Annotated in this window: 22 protein-coding genes; 16 read left to right on the top strand and 6 right to left on the bottom strand. The window is 62.3% G+C overall.

Annotated elements, in window-relative coordinates; translation table 11 throughout:
- The first annotated feature begins 501 nt into the window (after window positions 1-501).
- From ABIE33_RS03030 to ABIE33_RS03020, 3 genes are all read left to right on the top strand, one after another.
- Window positions 502-2,073, top strand: coding sequence for a sensor histidine kinase (locus ABIE33_RS03030; protein ID WP_429123067.1), 1,572 nt, complete (start codon window positions 502-504; stop codon window positions 2,071-2,073).
- A complete protein-coding gene (locus ABIE33_RS03025; protein ID WP_429121198.1) occupies window positions 2,045-3,010 on the top strand; it encodes a peptidoglycan-binding domain-containing protein in 966 nt (321 codons plus the stop codon). Before ABIE33_RS03030 ends, ABIE33_RS03025 begins: the two co-directional genes overlap by 29 nt.
- A 248-nt stretch (window positions 3,011-3,258) precedes the next feature.
- Window positions 3,259-3,618, top strand: a complete 360-nt coding sequence (locus ABIE33_RS03020; RefSeq protein ID WP_429121195.1) for a DUF1491 family protein — start codon at window positions 3,259-3,261, stop codon at window positions 3,616-3,618.
- 41 nt (window positions 3,619-3,659) lie between these two features.
- On the opposite strand, the gene ABIE33_RS03015 is transcribed toward ABIE33_RS03020, so the two are convergent.
- On the bottom strand, window positions 3,660-4,733 hold the full coding sequence (locus ABIE33_RS03015; RefSeq protein WP_429121192.1) for a DUF2336 domain-containing protein: 1,074 nt from the start codon (window positions 4,731-4,733) through the stop codon (window positions 3,660-3,662).
- 449 nt (window positions 4,734-5,182) lie between these two features.
- On the opposite strand from ABIE33_RS03015, the gene ABIE33_RS03010 reads away from it, so the two are divergent.
- From ABIE33_RS03010 to ABIE33_RS03000, 3 genes are all read left to right on the top strand, one after another.
- Window positions 5,183-5,926, top strand: coding sequence for an SH3 domain-containing protein (locus ABIE33_RS03010; RefSeq protein ID WP_429121189.1), 744 nt, complete (start codon window positions 5,183-5,185; stop codon window positions 5,924-5,926).
- Between the two features lie 157 nt (window positions 5,927-6,083).
- Entirely contained in the window at window positions 6,084-6,368 is a 285-nt protein-coding gene (locus ABIE33_RS03005; protein WP_429121186.1) for a hypothetical protein, read from the top strand.
- A gap of 314 nt (window positions 6,369-6,682) precedes the next feature.
- Entirely contained in the window at window positions 6,683-6,856 is a 174-nt protein-coding gene (locus tag ABIE33_RS03000) for a hypothetical protein (protein WP_429121183.1), read from the top strand.
- Window positions 6,857-7,124: 268 nt separating this feature from the next.
- Here the strand turns inward: ABIE33_RS03000 and ABIE33_RS02995 are convergent, their stop codons facing one another.
- The 3 genes from ABIE33_RS02995 to ABIE33_RS02985 all read right to left on the bottom strand — a co-directional run bounded on the left by ABIE33_RS02995 (window position 7,125) and on the right by ABIE33_RS02985 (window position 10,605).
- A complete protein-coding gene (locus ABIE33_RS02995) occupies window positions 7,125-7,670 on the bottom strand; it encodes a DUF1254 domain-containing protein (protein ID WP_429121180.1) in 546 nt (181 codons plus the stop codon).
- Window positions 7,663-8,250 (bottom strand): DUF1214 domain-containing protein, encoded by a 588-nt coding sequence (locus ABIE33_RS02990; protein ID WP_429121177.1) that lies wholly within the window; start codon window positions 8,248-8,250, stop codon window positions 7,663-7,665. Before ABIE33_RS02990 ends, ABIE33_RS02995 begins: the two co-directional genes overlap by 8 nt.
- A gap of 150 nt (window positions 8,251-8,400) precedes the next feature.
- The gene (locus ABIE33_RS02985) at window positions 8,401-10,605 is read right to left on the bottom strand and encodes a transglycosylase domain-containing protein (RefSeq protein ID WP_429121174.1); all 2,205 of its coding nucleotides are present in this window, start codon (window positions 10,603-10,605) and stop codon (window positions 8,401-8,403) included.
- 265 nt (window positions 10,606-10,870) lie between these two features.
- On the opposite strand from ABIE33_RS02985, the gene ABIE33_RS02980 reads away from it, so the two are divergent.
- Both ABIE33_RS02980 and ABIE33_RS02975 read left to right on the top strand, forming a co-directional pair.
- Window positions 10,871-11,338 carry a YcgN family cysteine cluster protein gene (locus ABIE33_RS02980; RefSeq protein ID WP_429123064.1) on the top strand — a complete coding sequence of 156 codons (468 nt, stop codon included), beginning with the start codon at window positions 10,871-10,873 and terminating at the stop codon, window positions 11,336-11,338.
- 111 nt (window positions 11,339-11,449) lie between these two features.
- Window positions 11,450-11,959 (top strand): GNAT family N-acetyltransferase, encoded by a 510-nt coding sequence (locus ABIE33_RS02975; RefSeq protein WP_429121171.1) that lies wholly within the window; start codon window positions 11,450-11,452, stop codon window positions 11,957-11,959.
- 65 nt (window positions 11,960-12,024) lie between these two features.
- Here the strand turns inward: ABIE33_RS02975 and ABIE33_RS02970 are convergent, their stop codons facing one another.
- Together ABIE33_RS02970 and ABIE33_RS02965 are read right to left on the bottom strand one after the other, a co-directional pair.
- Window positions 12,025-12,360, bottom strand: coding sequence for an MmcQ/YjbR family DNA-binding protein (locus ABIE33_RS02970; protein WP_429123061.1), 336 nt, complete (start codon window positions 12,358-12,360; stop codon window positions 12,025-12,027).
- A 312-nt stretch (window positions 12,361-12,672) separates the two neighbouring features.
- Entirely contained in the window at window positions 12,673-12,813 is a 141-nt protein-coding gene (locus ABIE33_RS02965) for a hypothetical protein (protein ID WP_429121169.1), read from the bottom strand.
- A gap of 1,195 nt (window positions 12,814-14,008) precedes the next feature.
- On the opposite strand from ABIE33_RS02965, the gene ABIE33_RS02960 reads away from it, so the two are divergent.
- The 8 genes from ABIE33_RS02960 (at window position 14,009) to ABIE33_RS02925 (ending at window position 21,160) form a co-directional block, all read left to right on the top strand.
- On the top strand, window positions 14,009-14,263 hold the full coding sequence (locus ABIE33_RS02960) for a hypothetical protein (protein ID WP_429121166.1): 255 nt from the start codon (window positions 14,009-14,011) through the stop codon (window positions 14,261-14,263).
- Window positions 14,264-14,305: 42 nt separating this feature from the next.
- Window positions 14,306-14,977, top strand: a complete 672-nt coding sequence (gene feuP, locus ABIE33_RS02955) for a two-component system response regulator FeuP (protein WP_053246831.1) — start codon at window positions 14,306-14,308, stop codon at window positions 14,975-14,977.
- A complete protein-coding gene (locus tag ABIE33_RS02950; RefSeq protein WP_429121162.1) occupies window positions 14,967-16,352 on the top strand; it encodes an ATP-binding protein in 1,386 nt (461 codons plus the stop codon). The genes feuP and ABIE33_RS02950 overlap by 11 nt, the downstream gene beginning before the upstream one ends.
- A 163-nt stretch (window positions 16,353-16,515) precedes the next feature.
- Window positions 16,516-16,959, top strand: coding sequence for a hypothetical protein (locus ABIE33_RS02945; protein WP_429121159.1), 444 nt, complete (start codon window positions 16,516-16,518; stop codon window positions 16,957-16,959).
- 91 nt (window positions 16,960-17,050) lie between these two features.
- Window positions 17,051-18,199 carry a c-type cytochrome biogenesis protein CcmI gene (gene ccmI, locus ABIE33_RS02940; RefSeq protein WP_429121156.1) on the top strand — a complete coding sequence of 383 codons (1,149 nt, stop codon included), beginning with the start codon at window positions 17,051-17,053 and terminating at the stop codon, window positions 18,197-18,199.
- Window positions 18,196-18,648 (top strand): cytochrome c maturation protein CcmE, encoded by a 453-nt coding sequence (gene ccmE / locus ABIE33_RS02935; protein WP_429121153.1) that lies wholly within the window; start codon window positions 18,196-18,198, stop codon window positions 18,646-18,648. The genes ccmI and ccmE overlap by 4 nt, the downstream gene beginning before the upstream one ends.
- A gap of 62 nt (window positions 18,649-18,710) precedes the next feature.
- Window positions 18,711-20,708 carry a heme lyase CcmF/NrfE family subunit gene (locus ABIE33_RS02930; RefSeq protein WP_429123059.1) on the top strand — a complete coding sequence of 666 codons (1,998 nt, stop codon included), beginning with the start codon at window positions 18,711-18,713 and terminating at the stop codon, window positions 20,706-20,708.
- Window positions 20,705-21,160 carry a cytochrome c-type biogenesis protein gene (locus ABIE33_RS02925; protein WP_429121151.1) on the top strand — a complete coding sequence of 152 codons (456 nt, stop codon included), beginning with the start codon at window positions 20,705-20,707 and terminating at the stop codon, window positions 21,158-21,160. The genes ABIE33_RS02930 and ABIE33_RS02925 overlap by 4 nt, the downstream gene beginning before the upstream one ends.
- Window positions 21,161-21,211: the final 51 nt, after the last annotated feature.

Raw genomic sequence — 21,211 nt, 5'->3', positions numbered from 1 at the left:
TTTCGTCGTCCGGCCCTTTGTTGAGACCGACATTAGGCAGGGAATCACAAGACCGCTTTTCAAAAACCCGCAGCATTTGTTTCGAATTTTAATGAAATTCCCGATTTCGAGGATTTGCCGAGCATTTGTGTCGCATTTTAGCTTTCGCCGTTAAGGATCGTGGCGGCGGGCCGCCGGCAAAGCCCGAAAGCGTGGGAAACAGCACCTGGGCGTCTTGCCCAAATCCTTAACGCGAGGCGGAAAATGCACGGAAATCCGTTGCTTACGCCCCGTTAACCACAAGAAATGAAGGTCGCTCGAATTGCCTCAAAACGGGATTTTTCGGGCATTTGGCGCCGTTCCGGGACAGTCTCGTTTATTCTTTCATTAAGCCGGGGATGCGAGATTCCGACATGTCACGAGGCAGTTCGAATGGCGGCCCGCATGAAGCGGAAATCGGTCACGCGCAGTCTCGCAAGAACAACAAATGTGGCAGGGTAAGGCGTGAGCGTATTGCGTGACATGGCTGGCAGATGGACGTCCCGCGTGGACGAGGCCGCTGCCCTGTGGTTGCCCCGCCGCGAGGCCGGCTCCGCCGTTGGCCGTCGGGACCTCAAGCGTCTGCGCACCGTGGCTGCCGTCTCCCTGACCGCGCTTCCGGCTGTACCGTTGGCGCTTGCGCTCGCCATGCCTGTTTCCTCCGCATTGCCGCTCGGGACCGCTCTCTGGGCGTCCGCATCGCTGCTGGCCGCCGCGGCTGCGATTGCGCGCGGACGCGGCAACCAGGCCTCGGAAACGCTTGAACCGACTGCGCCGGATCTTCCGGACCTCTCCGCCGCCTACGACCTTTTCGCCGGTCTTGTCACCGTGCACGATCTGCGCGGTAATGTTCTTTCCATTCATGGTCGTGACGCAGCCGAGCATCTGACCCTGATGCGCGACCCGGGCGGCCGCGGCTTCATCGAGCAGATCCACGTCTCCGACCGCATCACGTTCCTGAGCGCAATCGATGTCCTGCGCCAGGGCGGCGAGCGGGCGACCGTCAACATTCGCATCGAACGTCGGTCGCTCCCGGCCGAAGGCGAACAGTTCGTCCATATGTGCTGCGAGCTGGCGCCGCTTCTCGACCGCGACGGCGGTTTGACGGCGATCCTGGCGCAGTCGCGCGATGTCTCGCAGGAAGCACGCTTGCGCGCCGAAGCGGCGGCGAGAACTGCGGAAGCGGAATCGGCCAACGACGCCAAGACCCGCTTCCTCGCCGCCGTCAGCCATGAGCTGCGCACGCCGCTCAACGCCATCCTTGGCTTCTCCGACGTGTTGACCGGTGAGTACTTCGGCAAGCTCGAAAACGACCGCCAGCGCGAATATGTCAGCCTGATCCACAAGTCGGGCGAACACCTTCTGTCCGTCGTCAATACGATGCTCGATATGAGCAAGATCGAGGCGGGCCGCTACGAGCTGGTTCCCGAACCCTTCCGTGTGGCGGAAGCGGTCGCCGCCTGCGAAGCGATGCTGTCGCATCAGGCGCAGGAAAAGGGCGTTAAACTGGCGAGCCGCGTTACCCGCAGCGTCGGCGAGATCAACGCCGACCAACGTGCCTTCCAGCAGGTTCTGATCAACCTGGTCGGAAACGCCATCAAGTTCACCGACCATGGCGGCATGGTGACGATCGACGCCGAGCTTGACGGTCCGGCATTGAAGCTGACCGTCAGCGACACCGGCATCGGTATTGCTGCAGACAAACTACAGATGTTGGGACAACCCTTCGTCCAGATCCAGAACGATTACACCCGCCGTTATGAGGGCACCGGTCTCGGTCTCTCGCTGGTCAAGGGCCTCGTGGCGCTTCATGGCGGCGAGATCGCCATCCGCAGCCGTGAGCGCGAGGGCACGGTCATCACCGTCACGCTGCCCAGCGACGGCTCCGGCATCGTCGAGGCCAACCGCGAGGAACCGCGCTCGGCGGTGACCGTCGAATTTCCGCCGCGGCTGAGAGATAACGACACGCAGGCGGTTGCCGATGGCGACCGATTCGAACGGGCGGGTTTGAACGAGGAACGGGGATATGGCGCCGCGCAAGCGAAAACAGCCTGAACGCAAGAAGGCGGCGCGTTCCGCGCCCGGCCTTGCCATGCGTGGGTTGGCTCTCGCCGGCCGCGGGGTTGCGCTTGCCGGACGGCTGGCGGCCCGCCACCCCCTCGGTGCCGGCGGTTCGGCTGCCTTTGCCGTGGTTTTCTCCTTCGTCGCCGCCAACGCCATGTGGTATCAGCATGGTTCCCATCCATCACCTCTGCTTCGCACCCGCGTGCCGCTTGTCAGCCCGGAGACAGCGGAGCGCATCGCCGTCGCCAAGGGCGCCGAGATCGAGCCGCGCAACGTCACCACCTTCGTCATCAAGCGCGAGGGCGACAAGGAGACGGAAAACGTCGGGGACGTGATCGCAGCGGCCTCGTCTGAGGCGCCTGCCGAAAAGCCGTCGCCCGAACGTGTCGCCTCGGTGCCGGAGACGTCCGCTTCACCGCTGGTCGCCGATATCCAGAAGGAACTGAACCGCATCGGCCTTTACGATGGCGTGCCGGATGGACGCACAGGCCCGCGCACCTCAGCCGCGATCCTGCGATTTGAGAAGCAGGCCGGACGCACGGAAACGGGAACCGCCAGCGCCGAACTGCTGCGCGCGCTGCGCACAACGTCTGGCCAGAAGATGGCCGCTGCAATGCCGGCAAGCCGGCCCTACGCAGACCCGAAACGCGCCGTTGCCGATGTCGACCCGGTTGCCGCCGCTATTCGTTCGGCAGAGACCGACAAGATGCTCATTCCGCGCGCGGAAATCCCGGTATCGAGCGAACTGGTGCTGAACATCCAGAAGGGCCTGAGCAATCTCGCCTATGCCGACATCGTCGTCGACGGCGTCGCCGGTGACCAGACGCGCGCGGCAATCCGCCATTTCGAGAAGCACTACCGCCTGCCGCAGACCGGCGAACCCAATGCGAAAGTGCTGAAAAAACTCAAGGAAATCGGTGCGCTCTAAGGTGCCTTCTAACGGTTGCCACTCCGATCTGCTGAAAAGCGATTTGCTTACTGGATCGCTGCTCAGGTCGGATCCGATTTAAGGAGCAATCCAGTCAGTCTAAAGCGCTGTAGCATCACACGTCATGTTTGAGCGTAATGCTGTAAGGCCCGCAGCGACCACCACGAAAACCACAACGCTTTCTTTACCGCGGGCTGCGCGGTGGCAGCTAATTTGCATGCTTGGCTCCGCCCGTGTACAGGCTCTCCATGCGTCTCAAGTCCCACATCTTCGTCTCCGCATTGCTACGCCGGGCCTTTGCGCTCGGTGGTTATGCGGCCGTCCTGCGCAAGGGGGCGGAGGATGCTGGCGCGATCTTTATTCGTCAGCGCACACGAATGGGTACCGAGACGCTGTTCGCGCCGGCGCCGCAGAACTTCTTCGATGACGGCGCCGATACCGGTCGCAAGTTCGAGATCCGCTTGAAGGATCGGGATGGCGATGCCGTGGATCATGCACTCTCCCGTGAAATCCGTTTCGATCCGGATTGCTGGATCGTCGAGATCGAGCTGGACGATCGCGCTGACCTGTTCGATGTCGTGCCGGAAGATGGCGCAAACCACTCTTGAAACATGTGTGAGAGCTGGACCGGCTCGGTCGTGACCAGGACCTACCGGCGGCCGAAGGCGCGTTGCCCTTTGGCGCCGCCGACGGCCCCGGCCACCTTGCGGACGGTCGGCTGGCGTGCGTCATTGGCATGGTCATCTGCAAGATAGGCCTGGTGCCGTGCGGCGGGCGCGTCGTCCCGTGTTTCCGATAGCAGCCACGCGTCAAGCCGTTCGCGGCATGACGTCGGGTCCATGGTGCCCGTCAAGGCTTCCGCGCGGCTGGCGCCGCCGATGCGTTCGGCGAGATGCGGATAAAGCGATTGCAGCACGAAGATGAGGTCGTCGGTTGGCAGCGATAGGGCGATCAGGCTCGTCGCCAGCTGTTGACCGGAAACGTCGAGAAGAATGCGCTCGACCAGCGGTCCGCCGGTATCAAGTGCGGTCGCCAGCGCGCGCGAAAACAGGATGATCTCGCCGCTGCGGGCAAAGCGCACCAGGAGGGCGATCAGCGTGGCGCTGATCGGTATAATGGTTGATGCGGCAGCAGCCGCTTCGTGCGCACCGGCGCGGGCAAGTGCCTTGATCTCGGCGCGCAACGTTTCCTCACGCGCGGCCCTTGCTGCGTCGACATCCGGCTCGGTCGGCGCTGGAGGCTCGGCGACCGACCGTTGCCGCACGTCCGGGCGGGCGGAAAGGCCGGCGGGGTTGTGGTGCTCGACAAGGGCATCGATCACGGATGGCGACAGCGCTGCGCGGCGGGCGATAGCACCGGCATGGGCTGAGCCCTGCTGGCGAATGATGCCGATAAGCGTGCGGTCCGACAGGGCTTGCGAGCGGGTGAGGAAAATGGCGGCGATCGAGATCGGCATACTGCCGATCAAGGCTGCGACCGGCTCCGGAACATGGGGGCACTGCGACAGAGCGGCTGCCGCCTGACGGCGCGCTTCGCTGCTGGAGCCGAGGAACAGCGGCTCGAACAATTCGGAAAATTGCTTCATGTCGGACTTGCGAGGGATCCGCAGGCTTTCGAAACCGCTGACGGTTGCCATCAGGACCACGTCCTTCAAGCGGCCCGTCTGTGGCCTTTCCAACTCACGAAAGCGATCCGTCACGATAAATCCTTGCACGCAAAACATGATTGCCCTTGCCGGCGACCCGGAACGGCACACGTCACTAAAAATAAAAGAAAAGCGTTAGCGCACTGTTAACTATGGACGTTGGGGCTTTATTCAGGCTTGCGGCGCGCAAGCGGCCGATGATTTTGTCCGCTTCAGGTCGCAAAGCCCTCGTGCTCATGGAAACCGGCGCTGATTGACCTATTGGCCGTGCGCTTTTGGCCTCCGGGCGGCGTCACTAATCCTCACCGGGCCGCATAGTCCGCGTCTCTCCTTGCCGGAAACCAAAATCGCTCCGGCGCATAGGTCAAGATCAATGCAGGTTGGTATTCCTGTGGGCTCGATCGTCTCCAGCCTTAAAAAATCCACAAGCGACTTTAAGTGATCGCGGTGACGGTGAAGGGTTCCGGACGCCCGCCGACACAAGAAGGCTTGGTAAAGAGGGGCCTTCCGATGGGAGTAAGCTTACTGTGAAGAAAATACTGTTGCGCGCAGTGGCCATATGCGCGCTTTTCCTGGCGCCGGCGATCGCCGAGGCGGCAGAGGGATTTGCAACCGCCAACGTCAATATGCGGTCCGGTCCGAGCACACGCTATCCGGCAGTGTCGATGATCCCGGCCGGCGAATCCGTCGAAATCCACGGCTGCCTTGCCGATCTGCCCTGGTGCGACGTTTCCTTCTACGGCGGCCGCGGCTGGGTTGCGGGACGCTATGTGCAGGCGAACTATCGCCGCAACAGGGTCTATGTCGAACCGCAATATTACCGCCCGCTCGGTATCCCGACTGTGGTCTTCCAGTTCGATCGCTACTGGGATCGCAACTATCGCGGCCGTGACTTCTATCGCGACCGTGACCGGTGGCGCCGTGGCCCTGATTGGGTCGATGACAACCGCCGCCCGCGCGACTGGGAGCGTCAGCGTGACCGCGATCGCCGGGAGTGGGAACGCGACCGCGCCCGGCAGGAGCGCGATTGGACGCGCGATCAGGCACGCGAACAGCGCGAGCGGGATCGCGACCGCCAGAACTGGGAACGTGACCGCAGAGACGGCGAGCGCTGGGACGATCAGGCAGGCGGCGATAACCGCCGCGACTGGGAACGTCAGCGGGATCGTGATGGCACCCGAGTGCGTGAGGACTTCGAAGATGGCTACGGTGCCGCCCGCCCGGCTCCATTGATTCGATGCCAGGCATTGGATCCATCCTGCGTGGAGTGATGCGTGTGAGATAATGAGTTGCGGGCGTTTCGCCGCAGCTTTCGGACGGGCGGCCCTTGGGCCGCCCGTTTTCGTTCGCGTTCGGATTTTCGCGCCTCTCGGTCGGAACCATTGCCGTTGCGATGCGTTGAAACCGGGCAAGAGAAGGAGCGTTGCAATGGTAGAAAAGAAACTGCAGGCGGTGCGCGACACGGTCGAGAGTGAAGTGGAAGCATCGGCCGCTCGCGTCGAACTGGAAGCGCAGATTGCCGAGTTGCGCGCCGAGATTGCCCGGCTGACCGATAGCGTGTCGGCGATCGGGTCCGGTGCCAAGGCTGTTGTTCAGAGTGAGGCGGAATTGATGGCGGAGCGGGTGCGAGAGCGCGTTCGTGAAGAGCCGATTTCGACCCTTCTGACCGTTGCCGGCGTTTCCTTCCTGTTCGGGCTGTTGTCCAGGCGCTAGCCATTCCCCGTTCCGCCCGAAGCTGTTACCCCGGATACAGTGTTTTGTTGTTCCGGGGGACATACTGCCCACAGGTTAGGGGTGCAGATGCGGCGTTAACCATCTGTTAACCAGCCTATGGCTCAATCGAAGCGGACCGGCTATGATTGGTCTGTACCACTTGAGCAAGCAGCAACCTCCGGGCGACCGGAAGAAGGAGAAAATGAGAAAAGCGCGCCTGTCCGGGCATTGCCCGGGAAAATGCGCTGGCCCCGAAAGGGCAGGGTGAAATCTGTACGGTAGTTCATCCGTCTCAAGCCTATATGGAGACGAGCATGGCAGACGTGATCAGAATTGAGGACCACAAGGTCCAAATGCCACCACGCAGGCCTCCGGCCATCTCGGGCGGAGCGAAAGTGCTTCTGTTTACCGGAATCCGCTACGAGCGACTCGATGGCCGCGATCCGCAGCCAACCGCGCCCGACGGACGTCGGATCAAAAAGCAGTAGGCTTATAGCTACCACCCATGTGTCGGCCGCATCGGCCGGCTTGAGCACGGCATTGCCCGTGCCAAGGACGCTCCGCCCCTTGCGGTCGCGTTAATCTTCCCCACAACATCTAGATAGGAACGGCAAGGCTGAAGGCTGAACATCGTGCCGAAGCGATTGCGCTGCCTAAGGCATGTCGCGCAAAAGTGCGCAGCGGTTTTGCGACGACGCCATGCCAAGAACAAGAGCTTAAAGTGCAGTCAGCGAATCCCAGAGAGCGCGACAAGCTTTAGCGACGGAACGGCTCGCAGCTTGATTCCGCCAGGAAGTTCCGGACCTGATCCTCGAAGCTGTCGAGCGGCGCCATGGCGCGCAGCACCGCATATCCATCCTCCTCCTTCATTTCCACCATGATCGATTGGGCCAAAGCGTCCGGCGGCGCCTTGCGCAGTTCCACCAGTTGGATCGGCGTCGCAACCACGAGGTCCAGCCTGCCGTTGACGGCCGTATGGTCGTTCATGCTGAAGACCTCATTCGATGCGCTGTCGAAAACCGCAAGCGACCAGAAGGGTACCGCGCCTCTGGCGAGGAACCGCGCCGGACCGTCGGCGATCGAAAAGCTGCAGACGGCCGTGCGCAGATAAGGGTCGTCGTTGGCGAGACCAGTCGGCCCAGGGGTGCTCGTCAAGGAAAAGAAGCTGTCCATCTCGAGAAGACCGAGTACGCGCGTATAGGCGTCGCGACCGGTAAATTGCGGCAGCACCAGCACGATGATGATGTGTAGCAGTGCTGCGCCCACGAGACCAAGGATCGAAGCGAATAGAACACTACGCATCGCCGCATCCCGTTTTCACGACTTTCGGCATGGCGAGATCGATAAGGCCGGAGGAGCCTGCCGTCGGTGTATCGAGCAGCGTCAAGACAAGCCGGAAGGCTCCGGAATGCCGCAACGCGACCCAGTTGTCCGGCTTGGCGTTCGGCGAGACATGGATGGTGAAGGCGCTGTCTTCGGCGCGCAGCACCGTCCACGAGTTGATCGCCGAAGGCAGATCCGAGCCGGGGCGCAGCGGCACGCCATCGGCATTCGCTGCATAGAGCGTCCAGAACCGCGCCTGCGGCGTCAGCCCGGAGACATCGTAGGAGCAGGCGGCCGAGAGCTTGTCGCCCTTGTCGTCGACCTGTGCCATGAACATCAGCCCTTCGGCGCCGCCATAGAGCAGTTCGCCAGCCCGGGCGCGATGCGCCTTGGCATAGGGGTCGGCATTCTCGGTCTGTGCCTCAGGGAAGGCGACCCACGGGCCGATCGAGATCGAGCCGAAACCGACCGTCGCCTTCAGCGCCCAGACGGCCGACGCGATGCCGCCGCCGAAGGCGATGGCAAGGGCAAGGGCGACGAGGAGGGGAATTCGGAACAAGGGCGGCTCTATCGAATACGGTTATGCACAGGCGCAAGGCGCAGCGCAGCCCATGTCTCGCCCAAACGGGCGCGCGACGCAACGGCGATCATTGCGCCGACCTGGCAACCGGCATCGATCCGGCCGTTCAATTCAAGGTTTCGAGCGCGTTCAATTGCTGACGGCATTCGGGAGAGCCTGTTGGGAGGACCTGCCGTCGGCGGCGCCGAGTACGGCGACTTTGCCGCCGCTCCTTTCCGGCGCCTTCAAGGCCGGTACCTTTTCGAAGGTTTCGCCGACCGAACGCAGGAGCCGCGTCACGTCTGCCGATAGCGATCGTGGCCGCACCAGTGGAGGCAGGGCATTTTCGTCCGGCTTGGCATTGGCGACCTGCGGTTGCTTGCTGGGTGCAGGCGCCGGGGTCGTTATCCCCGGTATCTGGCGGTGCTCGATGCCCTGTTCGGCATAATCCATCAGCCGCTTGAAGGTCATGGCCGGCAGCGAACCGCCGGTCATGTCGTTGGTCGAAGTATAGTCGTCGTTTCCGAACCAGACCGCCGTGGTGTAATCGCCGGTAAAGCCAACGAACCAGGCATCGCGATAGGCCTGGGTTGTACCGGTCTTGCCGCCGGTAACGATGCCGTTGTCGAGGGCTGCCTTGCGTGCCGTGCCGATCACGGGGATCTGTGTCAGCATAGAATTCATCGATGCGTTGGCCTGCTCGGAAAGGATGCGCCTGGCCGGCGGCTCGTCGCGGGAAAAGTCGTAGAGAATGTCGCCATCGTAGTTCAGGATCTGGCTGATCCCGTGGCGGCGCGATTGTACGCCGCCGGCGGGGAAGACGGCATAGGCCGTCGCCTGGTCGAGCACGGTCACTTCGGAGGTGCCGAGCGGCATCGTCTTGTCGGAGCGCAGCGGTGTTTCGATGCCCATGTTCTTCGCGGTCTGCGCGATCAACTCCGTGCCGAGCTTGTCCTTGGCGAGGCGCACCGGGATTGTGTTGATCGACTTGGCGATCGCCGTCAGGATGGTGACGCGGCCGGCATAGCTACGGCCATAATTCTGTGGTGACCAGCCGCGCCAGGTGATCGGCGCATCGACAACGATCGTTTCCGGTGTCATGCCCTTTTCCATCGCTGCGGCGTAGGTGTAGACCTTGAAGGAGGACCCCGGCTGGCGCAGCGCCCGCGTCGCGCGGTTGAACTGGCTCTCGCCATAGTCGCGGCCGCCGACCATGGCGCGGACAGGTCCGCCGTTTTCGACCATCACCAGCGCGCCCTGCTTCACATGGAAGCTTTCGCCATATTGCCGAAGGCTGGACTCGACCGAATCTTCGGCCGCATTCTGCAGCCCCATGTCGATGGTCGTGCGTACGATCAGTGAATGCTGGGCAAACGGCCGGGCGATGCGCTGCACTTCGTCAAACGCCCAGTCGAGGAAGAAGTCGGGCGCCTTCACCTGGGCGCGATCGATGACGGTTGCCGGGTTGAGACGTGCGGCAATCACCTGGCCCTCGGTCATCAGCCCGCCCTGGACGAGGTTTGTCAAAACCTCGTTGGCGCGGCCGCGGGCGGCCGGCAGGTTGACGTGCGGGGCGTAGCGCGCCGGTGCCTTGAAGAGGCCCGCGAGCATGACGGATTCCGCCAGATTGACGTCGGTGATCGCCTTGCCGAAATAGAACTGCGCCGCTGCCGCCGCGCCGAACGTGCCGCCGCCCATATAGGCGCGGTCGAGGTAGAGCCGCAGAATCTCTTTCTTCGACAGGTTGGATTCGAGCCAGATGGCCAGAAACGCTTCCTTGATCTTGCGCTCGATCGTGCGTTCGTTTGACAGGAACAGGTTCTTGGCGAGCTGCTGCGTCAGCGTCGAGCCGCCCTGGACAACACCGCCGGCGCGCGCATTCTCTGTCATGGCGCGGGCAAGCCCGAGAAAATCGATGCCGTAGTGGTCGAAGAAGCGCCGGTCTTCCGTCGCAAGCACGGCCTTGATCAGATGATCAGGCAGTTCGTCGATCGGCACGGAATCTTCGTGAATGATGCCGCGATGGCCGATTTCGTTGCCGTAGCGGTCAAGGAAAGTGACGGCGAAGTCGCTTTGCGCCCGCCAGTTGCCCTTGGTTTCCTCGAAGGCCGGAAGTGCGAGAGCCAGCATCAGTACCGAGCCGGCCGTACCCCAGGTCATGCCCTCGCCAAGCACTTCGAAGACCGCCTTCTTCCAGCCCGTGACGCGGAAGCGGCGGAAAAAAATAGTGGTATCCTCCCACCATTGTGAGAGTTTGAACCCGGCATTCCAGACCGTCGAATCGATCCAGGAATCGATTCTCAGAAAGATGTGCCGTTTTTTCGGCCGGTTATCGTCTTTCCTCGGTTCCCGCACGGTCTCAACGTCCTGAAGGCTTTTGGCATCATGCCGGCGCCGCGCGATATTTGCACGGCGTCAAATTCCAATCTACTTGCATATCGCGCCGGTGGCCTTAAAAAACCGGCAATTTTCTGCGAAATCTTTCTACTGCATCTTTCCTTTGATCGTCGCCGATTAAAGGACAAAACATGCAGCAACTCAAATCGCTACTGCGACCTCTGCACGTCTGATAAGACGTGCGGCGCAGTAGCGCGACCGATTTGACGAAAGTGTGATGGCGATGGGCGAAATGCCTTTCTGGAAGGCGAAGAGCCTTGACGACATGAACGACGCGGAGTGGGAAAGCCTCTGCGACGGCTGCGGGCTCTGTTGCCTCAACAAGCTCGAGGATTGGGAAACGGCCGAGATCGCCTGGACCTCGATCCGCTGCACGCTGCTCGACGGCGAGAGCTGTCGGTGCAAGGACTATCCGAACCGTCAGGCAACGGTGCCGGATTGCATTCAGCTGACGCCGGATGCGGTGCGCGAGATTACCTGGCTGCCGCCGACTTGCGGCTATCGGCTGGTGGCGGAGGGCCGCGACCTCTATTGGTGGCATCCGTTGCTCTCCGGCGATGCCGAGACGGTGCACGCCGCCGGCATTTCGGTGCGTGGCCGGACCGTTGCGGAAGACGGCATCGACATCGAAGACTACGAGGATTACCTCGTAACCTGGCCGCTGGAAGTCGGCGAAAAAGGCTCGGGTTAACAGCCAGTTAGCTGCCATGGCGGAATCGGTTTGGGAACGGGGCGCCATTGCAGGCGCCGCCGAGAGCAGCTAGAGATCGGTGGTATTATTCCATCGTTCTCAGGCATTCCGATGATCAGCACCGACCGCCTCATTCTCCGCAGACCGCAGTTGGAGGATTTCGAACCCTATCAGCAGATGTGGTCGGATCCCGAGATCCTTCGTCATATCGCACCGGCCCCCTTTTCCGGCGAACAGATGTGGACGCGGTTCTTGCGTCAGGAGGGCGGCTGGCAGTTCTTTGGCTTCGGTTATTTCGTGATCGAAGAGAGAAGCTCCGGGCATTTCGTCGGGCAGGTCGGTTTTCAGGAGCTGCGCCGCGAGATCACTCCTGCCCTGACTGGGACAATGGAAACCGGCTGGACAATCGCGCCCGGGGCGCAGGGACGCGGCTATGCCAGCGAGGCGGCGCAAGCGGCATTCGGCTGGGCGCGTGAACATCACGCCGGGCGCCGCGTAACCGCCATCGTCAGCCCGGCCAATGCGGCATCGATCCGAATCGTGGAAAAGCTCGGCATGCGGCCCTTCGCGCAGACGGAGTATCACGACAAGCCGGTCACGCTTTTCGACCATATTCTCTGAGACGATTGCCAGCGGGTGGAAGGTCGTCCGCAGACGGCTCCCGAAACGTCGATGCCGGCCGCGCGTCAATGGCGGCCGTTCTTCTTGACCAGGCTTTTGGGGGCAACGTTGCGCCACGCGGTTTCCATCGACTGGCGAATGAGATCCTCGTCGGCCTCGACAAAATAGAGAGAGGTCCAGCCCTTGTTGCCCCAACCGCCGGGGACCGCAGCGCAGAAGCCGGGTTCCATTTCCAGCAGCATGCGCTGCTGGTCTGGCGTGAACTTGAAAACCGCACGTCCTGCCTCGGGCAGGGACATGAAGATGCGCTTGCCCACGCGGAAGTCCCGCGTGCCGAAATGGGCATTTTCTTCCGTTCCCGGCAGGCTCAGCGCCAGTTTTTCGATCTCGTCGGTCAGCATGGAAAAAGAGTAGCACGGTTTTTTCGATTGGCCAAAAGGCGGGAATTCGCCACACGGCTGGCCGAAAGAGCGGCCGCTGCAGTGCCCTCGCGGCAGCACCGGCACGGCTTTGGCTTCGTTGAAAGACCTCAGGGCGAAGTCTGGCACCGGCGGTCGGATACGGCCCGATCCCTCTCTGAAAACATGGCTCGTCCCGGCGAGGAACTGCGCCTGTGCTCGATCGGCAAGCGACAAACGAAAGTCGCCCGCGGCGTTAGCCGCGGGCGACTTGAAGGTTGATTGACACAGGAATGTCGACGCGCCAGCGCGTGCTTACTCAGCCGGCTGAACGGGCTTCGGTGTTGTCTGGCTGGCTGTGCGCATTTCGCGCCATTCGCTTTCGAAACGGTCCAGCAGCGACTGCGGTACCTTGGACTGCTGAGATGCTGGCTGGTTGTTTACGCGCGTCTGCATCCGATCCTCCGGGCCTGTTGCAAATTCATGACAAGTTGATGGGCGGACAATTTCACATCGTAAACGCTTTGTAAATCAGTGGCTTAAATCATTTAAACGATTGAAAAATCTTTAAATCGATTAATTTTTCAATGATCCACAGTTGCATTCAATCGACTGGGGACAGCGGGCCATTCGGCGCTGGGTGAGTCGGGAGGGCTGCCTTTTGAGCAAGCGGCTTTGGCGATCAGCCGCTGTACGGGTTCATAACGCGAATACGCGACGTCACCGCAAAGCGAGCATGTTCAGTTGCGAACGGCGTTTCGATAATCGCGATATGAGATGAGACGTATCTGACCTCTTGAGGCGGCCTGAAGGCTTGATGTGGAAGCGGCAACACCAAACGATGCAGAGGCTTAGATGAGGGATCGGACTCTTCGTCCGATCGCGCTCACTCAACCCCGCAAGATCCGGACTCAACTTTGGAAGACGTGCGGCCAAGAGACTCAAAGGACTCGGATATTCGAGCCCACTTCAAGTCTTGCCATAAGCCGAGCCACCGAGCCTGTGCCCATCTGGCTCTCGAGCGAGTATCCGACGATAGCAAGAAGGGCTTAACAAATGGCTGATCGTCGAGGCGGCGGCTGCGTCGCGGAATGCGTCTCGTTGATTTTGGGCTGGCACGGTGCTGCAGCTATCGCGCTCGGCGCTCGGCCCGTTCACCACGAACAAGATCTAATGCTGCCGCCGAGGCTAGACCTTTTTCAGGATCGCCCGAGATACTTGCGTAATGCCAACGCGCAGGCGCGCTTTGCTGCCGCCGCGCGACGGGCGGACGCGGTATCCCTCTCACCGCGTCCGCCTACCTTTTTTGAGCGCGGTTGGCATGGCTCGTCAAAGCCCGGGCCGGATCGGTTGCCTTTCGTTGAGCGGCGATGAATGCATTGGACATGGAAAGCCGACAACATAGGCTTCCTGCCGGGTGATGCGTCCGCATGCCGCGGATCGATGTTCGGCACGGATTGTTGTCCGGTGGAGGTTTTCTTCCGTCGGGTTTCGCCGCCGAGGGAATCGTTGCAATCTGCGGTCGGGTCGCCGTGGATGCAGGCATTCACAGGTGGCTGTTCGCCGAGCTGGGCAGCCGACATTCATTTGCCATTCAGCCTCTATCGGTTATTGCTTTTGCCATGATGCTTCCCAAGTCGAAAGTGCGTTCATGTCTTCACCAGTGATCATAGCCGCGCTTGCCGCAGGCCTTGCGGGCTTTGCTCCGCCTGAGATCAGCATGCCCACCGACATTGTCGTCCGTGTGGCCGGCGATTGCAGCGCGGCTGCTCAGCAAGTCGTTTCGGAAACCGGCGGCGAACTGCTGTCGGCGCAACCGACATCCGATGGCCAGTGCGTGATCACGGTGCTTGTGCCGGGCAATGGCGGCCGACCGAAGAAGGTGACCGTAAGGGTGCCGATGTAATTCGCCCGTGACGACGGTGCGAAAGAGGGGAAGTGGGTACGAATGCGCATTCTGATAGTCGAGGACGACGTCAACCTGAACCGGCAGCTCGCAGAAGTGCTGAAGGAAGCTGGCTACGTCGTCGATCAGGCCTATGACGGCGAAGAGGGGCACTATCTCGGCGATGCCGAGCCCTATGACGCCGTGATCCTCGATATCGGCCTGCCCGAGATGGACGGCATCACCGTTCTTGAAAAATGGCGCGGCGGCGGCAAGACCATGCCGGTGCTGATCCTGACGGCGCGCGATCGCTGGAGCGACAAGGTGGCGGGCATCGATGCCGGTGCCGACGATTATGTCGCCAAGCCGTTCCATGTCGAGGAGGTGCTTGCCCGCATCCGCGCGCTGATCCGCCGGGCGGCCGGCCACGCAAGCTCTGAAATCGTTTGCGGCCCGGTGCGACTCGACACCAAGGGTTCCAAGGCAACCGTCGACGGGACGGCGCTGAAGCTGACGTCGCACGAGTTCCGACTGCTCTCCTACCTCATGCACCACATGGGCCAGGTCGTATCCCGGACGGAGCTGGTCGAACACATGTACGATCAGGACTTCGACCGCGATTCCAACACGATCGAAGTCTTTGTCGGCCGGCTGCGCAAGAAGATCGGCAATGACCTGATCGAGACGGTGCGCGGTCTCGGATACCGCATGCAAGCACCCGGCAATGGCAATTAGATCTCTCACGGCCCGTGTATTGGCGGTTTCGACCGTCTGGGCCGTCGTTGCCCTGGTGGTGATCGGGGTTGTCATCTCTGCCCTCTACCGGCAGGGGTCCGAGCGCGGCTTCAAGGATCTGCTGCGCGCCCAGCTTTTCAACGTCGTCAACTCGATTTCGGTCAATGAGAAGACGGTGCTGGCCGGCAGCCCCCAGCTCGGCGATCTGCGCTTTTCCCAGCCGCAGACCGGCTGGTACTGGATCGTCGATCCGATCGGCGAGTTCGATACGCCGCCGTTGATCTCCACCTCGCTCGGCAATGCGAAGCTGCCAATCGCAAGCGTCGACGAAGTCCCCTTCGATACCGGCTATGTCCGTTTCTATACCACCAAGGACCCGTTCGGGAACGAGGTCGAAGTGGCCGAGACCGAAGTCGTTCTCGACATTCAGGGCCACACGGCGCGTTTCCGCGTTGCAGGCAATCGTGACGTGCTGGAGGCGGACGTCAACCGCTTCACCCGCAATCTGACGATCGCGCTTTCCATCTTCGGTCTCGGCGGGCTCGGCATGAACGCGCTGACGATTCTCTTCGGTCTGAGGCCCCTCGATCAGGTTCGCCGCTCGCTGGAGAAGATCCGGGCCGGCGAAAGCGAAAGGCTCGATGGCGCCTTTCCGCGCGAGATCCAGCCGCTGGCAAACGAAGTGAATGCGCTGATCGACAGCAACCGCCGTATCGTCGAGCGCGCGCGCATGCAGGTCGGCAATCTCGCGCACTCGTTGAAAACGCCGATCGCGGTCCTCCTCAACGAGGCCCGCGTGCTTGAGGCGTCGCATGGCGAACTCGTCCGGACCCAGGTCGATGCGATGCAGATGCAGGTCCAATCCTATCTGAGCCGCGCGCGGATCGCCGCTCAGCGCGATTCCGTTCTCGCCCGTACGGAAGCGCAGCCAGCGCTGGAGCGGCTGGTGCGCGTGATGCGAAAGCTCAATCCGGAAAAAGAGGTTCATCTGTCGATCAACCCGCCGGGTCTGGTGCTTGCGATGGAGTTGCAGGATGTCGAGGAAACCGTCGGCAACCTGCTCGAAAACGCTGCTCGCCATGCCAAGGGCGAGGTCTGGCTGAACGTTCGTCCGGCGTCCAACGAGCAGCACGCCAAGGAGACCGGGCGCCATTGGATCGTTCTCGACGTGGACGACGACGGTGCTGGCCTCGACCCGGACCAGATCGCGCTGGCGATGAAGCGTGGCAAGCGGCTGGACGAGAGCAAGCCGGGAACGGGCCTCGGTCTGTCGATCGTCAGTGAAATTGTACGGGAATATCAGGGCACGCTGACGCTGTCGCGCCGGGAGGAGGGCGGGCTGCGCGCCGAGCTCGTGCTGCCGGCTGCGGTTTAGGTGTCACACTGGCGGGCGAAAGTATCGCGTCGGCGACCCTTCCGGTTGCCTCTGCCAACAGGGGATGCCAAAAGAAAATCAAAGGGAAGTCTCCGCTCGGCTCCACCGGTCGGAGCCCCGCAGTAGAGAGTACATGTCGCGGATCATGAGGAACCAGGCAGAAATGACACGAACGATTGTCGTCAGCGGCAGGATCGCGGTGATCGCGTCGGCGGTGGCTCTTGCCGGCTGCAGCACCACCTCGGGCGGGCAGACCGCGGCGGCCGGGCTGGGCACGGCCGCGACCCGCAGCGTGTCTTCGACGACTTACATCGCCGCTCTGCAGGGTGGCGTTATCGGCCGGCTCGGCAATCTCGATATCGGAACGTCGGACCGCCAGCGTGCACTCGAGGCCGAGTACCGCGCGCTGGAAGCTGCTCCGGGCGGCCAGCCGGTAAATTGGCAAGGACGCAGCGTCGCCGGCTCGGTCGTCGCTAACGCGCCCTATCAGGTGGGTTCGCAGAATTGCCGACAGTACAGCCACACCGTGACCGTCAAGGGACAACCGACGACGGCGCGTGGTGCCGCCTGCCGCAATTCCGACGGGAGCTGGACGCCGCTGAGCTGACCGGATTTCCGGTTGCGGCGAAACGCCTCAAATCTCCGTCATCGCAGGTTTTCGAGTTGGAATGGCATGGGTGCCATAGTATTGAGCATCCATGTTGTTCTGGATCATCGTCGCCACGCTGACGGCGGCTGTAGCTGTCGTGCTCATCCTCCCGCTCTTGCGGGCGGCAGCGCCCGCATCGTCTCCCCATAGTCACGACATCGAAGTCTATCGCGACCAACTCGATGAGTTGACGCGCGATCAGGAGAGCGGCTTGATCAGCGGCGACGATGCCGAACTCGCCCGCGCCGAGGTCGCTCGCCGACTGCTTGCCGCTGGCGAGATCGACCGTGCCGCCGACCCGGTCGTAACGACGCGCCGCGGCGTTAACATCGTGGCGCAGGCCTTCGTGCTGCTCTGTCTTCCCGCCATTGGCCTCTGTCTTTACCTGTTCACGGGCAGTCCGGGTGTTCCGGCGCAGCCACTGGCGGCACGTCTTGCCGATCCCGGTGCCGATATCAACATTCTGATCGCGCGCGCCGAAAACCATCTGGCGCAGAATCCGAACGATGGTGCCGGTTGGGAGGTGCTTGCGCCGATCTACATGCGCAATGGTCGCGTCGAGGAGGCGGTCGCCGCGTATGACAACGCCGTGCGCCTGCTCGGGCCGACGCCGGCGCGGCTGGGTGGCTATGCCGAGGCACTGATCACGCTGTCGGGCGGGCTCGTGACCACCGAGGCGCAGGCGGCGCTCCGCAGATCGCTTGCCATCGACCCGAACGATCCGCGTTCCGAATTCTATCTTGCGCTTGGCCTGAAGCAGGAAGGCAAGAAGGACGAGGCGCTGGCCGCCTTCAACCGGCTTATCGCCGGCTCTGCGGCGGATGCGCCTTGGGTGCCGCTGGTCAAGCAGCACGTGGCGGAGCTTTCGGGCGGCGCTGTCGGAAATGCTGCGAGTGCTGCACCGGGAAATCCGAGCGCCGACGATATCGCCGCCGCCCAGGACATGAACGCCGGCGACCGCCAGGAGATGATCCGCGGCATGGTCGAAAGCCTGGCGACCCGCCTCAAAGAAGATCCTGCCAACGCCGAAGGCTGGGCGCGGTTGATCCGCTCGCATGTTGTGCTTGATCAAAGAGATCAGGCGGCCGCCGCCCTAAAGGAAAGCCTGAAAACCTTCCCGGCGGATGGCGAACAGGGAAAACAGCTGCTTGCGCTGGCCCGTGAACTCGGGATCAAGACGGACGGAGAGACGCAATGACGCGCAAACAGAAGCGACTGGCGATCATCGGCGGTGGCGTCGGCTTTCTGACGATGGCCGTCCTGCTGGTGATGTTCGCCTTCAGCCAGGCGATCGCCTATTTCTATGTGCCGAGCGATCTCGCGAAGGCCGACGTGCCGCCGGGGACCCGCATCCGTCTTGGCGGCCTGGTCGAGGCCGGTTCGGTCAAGCGCGGCGACGGCAAGACGGTGACGTTCACCGTCACCGATACGCTGGGCCAGGTGCCCGTGACCTATACCGGCATTCTGCCGGACCTGTTCCGCGAGGGGCAGGGCGTGGTCACCGAGGGTACGTTCGTTGGCGGCAGCTCCGTCTTCGTTGCGGATTCCGTGCTTGCGAAGCATGATGAGACCTATATGCCGAAGGATGTCGCCGACCGCCTGAAGGCGCAGGGTGTCGAACTCAGCGGGAAGGAAACCATTCGATGATCAGTGAGATCACCGAAAGCACATATTATGTGCTCGACCTGATGCAGGCGACATTCGCCCAGATGCAGGCTGCGATCGTCGAAGTCGGACATTACGCGCTGGTTCTGGCGCTGGCGACCGCCTTCGTGCAGGCGGCCTTGCCGATCATTGGCGCCAGGCTCAACGATCGCGCCCTCATGGAACTCGCCTCCAGCGCGGCGATTGCCTGCTTCCTGCTCGTCGCCTTCTCCTTCGCGGTTCTGACCTTCGCCTACGTGGCATCTGATTTTTCGGTGCGCAACGTCTGGGAAAACTCGCACTCGCTGAAGCCGCTGATCTACAAGATCTCCGGCGTGTGGGGGAACCATGAAGGATCGATGCTGCTCTGGCTGTTGATCCTGGTGTTCTTCTCGGCGCTGGTCGCCACCTTCGGACGCAATTTGCCGGAAACGCTGAAGGCGAATGTGCTTGCCGTCCAGGCCTGGATTGCCGTGGCGTTCACGCTGTTCATCCTCCTGACGTCGAACCCCTTCGCCCGCCTGATCCCGGCGCCGGGCGAGGGCAAGGACTTGAACCCGATCCTGCAGGACGTCGGCCTCGCCATCCATCCGCCGCTTCTCTATCTGGGCTATGTCGGCTTTTCGGTCTGCTTTTCCTTTGCGATCGCCGCCCTGATCGAAGGGCGTATCGATGCCGCCTGGGCGCGCTGGGTGCGCCCATGGACCCTTGCTGCCTGGACGTTCCTTACCGCCGGCATCTCGATGGGCTCTTATTGGGCCTATTACGAGCTTGGCTGGGGTGGCTGGTGGTTCTGGGATCCGGTCGAAAACGCCTCCTTCATGCCCTGGCTTGCCGGTACCGCGCTGCTGCACTCCGCGCTCGTCATGGAGAAGCGCGAGGCGCTGAAGATCTGGACGGTGCTGCTGGCGATCATGACCTTCTCGCTGTCGCTGCTCGGCACCTTCCTGGTCCGCTCCGGCGTACTGACTTCGGTTCATGCCTTTGCGACCGACCCGACGCGCGGCATCTTCATCCTGGCGATCCTGGTCTTCTTCATCGGCGGCGCCTTTTCGCTGTTTGCTTTCCGCGCATCGCGGCTGAAGGCTGGCGGCATCTTCGCGCCGGTTTCGAAGGAAGGCGCTCTTGTCTTCAACAACCTCATCCTGACGACGGCGACCGCGACCGTGTTGACCGGCACGCTCTATCCGCTGGTGCTCGAAGCGCTGACCGGCGACAAGATTTCGGTCGGGCCGCCCTTCTTCAACATGACCTTCGGGCTGTTGATGCTGCCGCTTCTGTTTGCGGTGCCCTTTGGTCCCCTGCTTGCCTGGAAGCGCGGCGATCTCATGGGCGTGGCCCAGCGGCTGTTTGCAGCGGTTGCCCTCGGCCTCGTCGTCGGCTGCATCTACTACTATGCCATGAACGGCGGGCCCATCCTCGCTTTGTTCGGCATTGCCCTGGGCGTCTACCTGATCGCCGGCTCGCTGACGGATCTGGCGCTGCGCTCGGGGCTCGGTAAGGTCGCGGGCAACGTCGCCTGGCGACGGTTCTCCGGTCTTCCGCGCTCGGCCTTCGGCACCGCACTTGCGCATATCGGTCTTGGGGTCACCCTGATCGGCATCGTCGCCGTCACCGCTTTCGAGACCGAGACCGTCGTCGAGATGAAGCCGGGCATGACGGTGGAAGCCGGAGGCTACACCCTGCGTTTCGACGGCATGCGCAATGGCAGCGGCCCGAACTATTCCGAGGAATCCGGCCACTTCACCATCATGAGCGGTGGCGTCGTCGTCACCGACATCTGGTCGTCGAAGCGGCTCTATCAGGCGCGGCGCATGCCGACCACCGAAGCCGGCATCCGTACCTTTGGCCTGAGCCAGCTCTATGTATCGCTCGGAGACCAGATCAGCGAAGGCGGCATCGTCGTGCGCATCTGGTGGAAACCGATGATCCTGTGCATCTGGGGCGGCACTTTGTTCATGATGGCGGGCGGTTTCGTCTCGCTTAGCGATCGCCGGCTGCGCGTCGGCGCACCGACGCGCGCCAAGCGGCCGAAGACGATCCCGGTGGGAGCGGCCGAATGAACCGTTTGCTACTCGCTTTTTTTCTGTTTCTGGCGTCGCTCGGCCCGACCTACGCGGTCAATCCGGATGAGGTCTTGTCCGATCCCGCACTCGAAGCGCGGGCGCGGGCGATTTCGGCCGAGCTTCGCTGCATGGTCTGCCAGAACCAGTCGATCGACGATTCCAATGCCGAGCTTGCCAAGGATCTGCGGGTCCTGGTGCGCGAGAGGCTGGCAAATGGCGACAGCGACGAGGCGGTGATCGACTATGTCGTCTCGCGCTACGGCGAATTCGTGCTGCTCAAACCGCGGTTCGAAACCAAGACCATGATCCTGTGGGGCATGCCGATCCTGCTTCTACTGGTCGGCTCCGCGACCCTGCTGGTGGCGGCACTCAGGCGCGGTCGGCAATCGCGCGGCACACCGCTTTCCGATGACGAGAAGGAAAAGCTGAAGAAGCTGCTTCAGCCGTAGATCCGACGGGCAACGCGCCGTTGCGGACGCCCGCCACCAACATTACCAAAA

Source organism: Ensifer sp. 4252 (assembly GCF_050434565.1).
Taxonomy (GTDB): domain Bacteria; phylum Pseudomonadota; class Alphaproteobacteria; order Rhizobiales; family Rhizobiaceae; genus Ensifer.
The sequence above is the reverse complement of the archived record's forward strand: the minus strand, read 5'-3'. Positions and strand labels throughout refer to the sequence as shown.

What these genes read in the sequence shown, in the direction of transcription:
- ABIE33_RS02965 (WP_429121169.1), bottom strand. Translation starts at nt 12,813, where the DNA reads ATGCAGACGCGCGTAAACAACCAGCCAGCATCTCAGCAGTCCAAGGTA.
- ABIE33_RS03015 (WP_429121192.1), bottom strand. Translation starts at nt 4,733, where the DNA reads ATGTTTTGCGTGCAAGGATTTATCGTGACGGATCGCTTTCGTGAGTTG.
- ABIE33_RS02975 (WP_429121171.1), top strand. Translation starts at nt 11,450, where the DNA reads ATGATCAGCACCGACCGCCTCATTCTCCGCAGACCGCAGTTGGAGGAT.
- ABIE33_RS02930 (WP_429123059.1), top strand. Translation starts at nt 18,711, where the DNA reads ATGCAGGCTGCGATCGTCGAAGTCGGACATTACGCGCTGGTTCTGGCG.
- ABIE33_RS03030 (WP_429123067.1), top strand. Translation starts at nt 502, where the DNA reads ATGGCTGGCAGATGGACGTCCCGCGTGGACGAGGCCGCTGCCCTGTGG.
- ABIE33_RS02945 (WP_429121159.1), top strand. Translation starts at nt 16,516, where the DNA reads ATGACACGAACGATTGTCGTCAGCGGCAGGATCGCGGTGATCGCGTCG.
- ABIE33_RS02960 (WP_429121166.1), top strand. Translation starts at nt 14,009, where the DNA reads ATGTCTTCACCAGTGATCATAGCCGCGCTTGCCGCAGGCCTTGCGGGC.
- ABIE33_RS03000 (WP_429121183.1), top strand. Translation starts at nt 6,683, where the DNA reads ATGGCAGACGTGATCAGAATTGAGGACCACAAGGTCCAAATGCCACCA.
- ABIE33_RS03025 (WP_429121198.1), top strand. Translation starts at nt 2,045, where the DNA reads ATGGCGCCGCGCAAGCGAAAACAGCCTGAACGCAAGAAGGCGGCGCGT.
- ABIE33_RS03020 (WP_429121195.1), top strand. Translation starts at nt 3,259, where the DNA reads ATGCGTCTCAAGTCCCACATCTTCGTCTCCGCATTGCTACGCCGGGCC.
- ABIE33_RS02925 (WP_429121151.1), top strand. Translation starts at nt 20,705, where the DNA reads ATGAACCGTTTGCTACTCGCTTTTTTTCTGTTTCTGGCGTCGCTCGGC.
- ABIE33_RS02980 (WP_429123064.1), top strand. Translation starts at nt 10,871, where the DNA reads ATGGGCGAAATGCCTTTCTGGAAGGCGAAGAGCCTTGACGACATGAAC.
- ABIE33_RS02995 (WP_429121180.1), bottom strand. Translation starts at nt 7,670, where the DNA reads ATGCGTAGTGTTCTATTCGCTTCGATCCTTGGTCTCGTGGGCGCAGCA.
- feuP (WP_053246831.1), top strand. Translation starts at nt 14,306, where the DNA reads ATGCGCATTCTGATAGTCGAGGACGACGTCAACCTGAACCGGCAGCTC.
- ABIE33_RS02970 (WP_429123061.1), bottom strand. Translation starts at nt 12,360, where the DNA reads ATGCTGACCGACGAGATCGAAAAACTGGCGCTGAGCCTGCCGGGAACG.
- ABIE33_RS03005 (WP_429121186.1), top strand. Translation starts at nt 6,084, where the DNA reads ATGGTAGAAAAGAAACTGCAGGCGGTGCGCGACACGGTCGAGAGTGAA.
- ccmE (WP_429121153.1), top strand. Translation starts at nt 18,196, where the DNA reads ATGACGCGCAAACAGAAGCGACTGGCGATCATCGGCGGTGGCGTCGGC.
- ccmI (WP_429121156.1), top strand. Translation starts at nt 17,051, where the DNA reads ATGTTGTTCTGGATCATCGTCGCCACGCTGACGGCGGCTGTAGCTGTC.
- ABIE33_RS02950 (WP_429121162.1), top strand. Translation starts at nt 14,967, where the DNA reads ATGGCAATTAGATCTCTCACGGCCCGTGTATTGGCGGTTTCGACCGTC.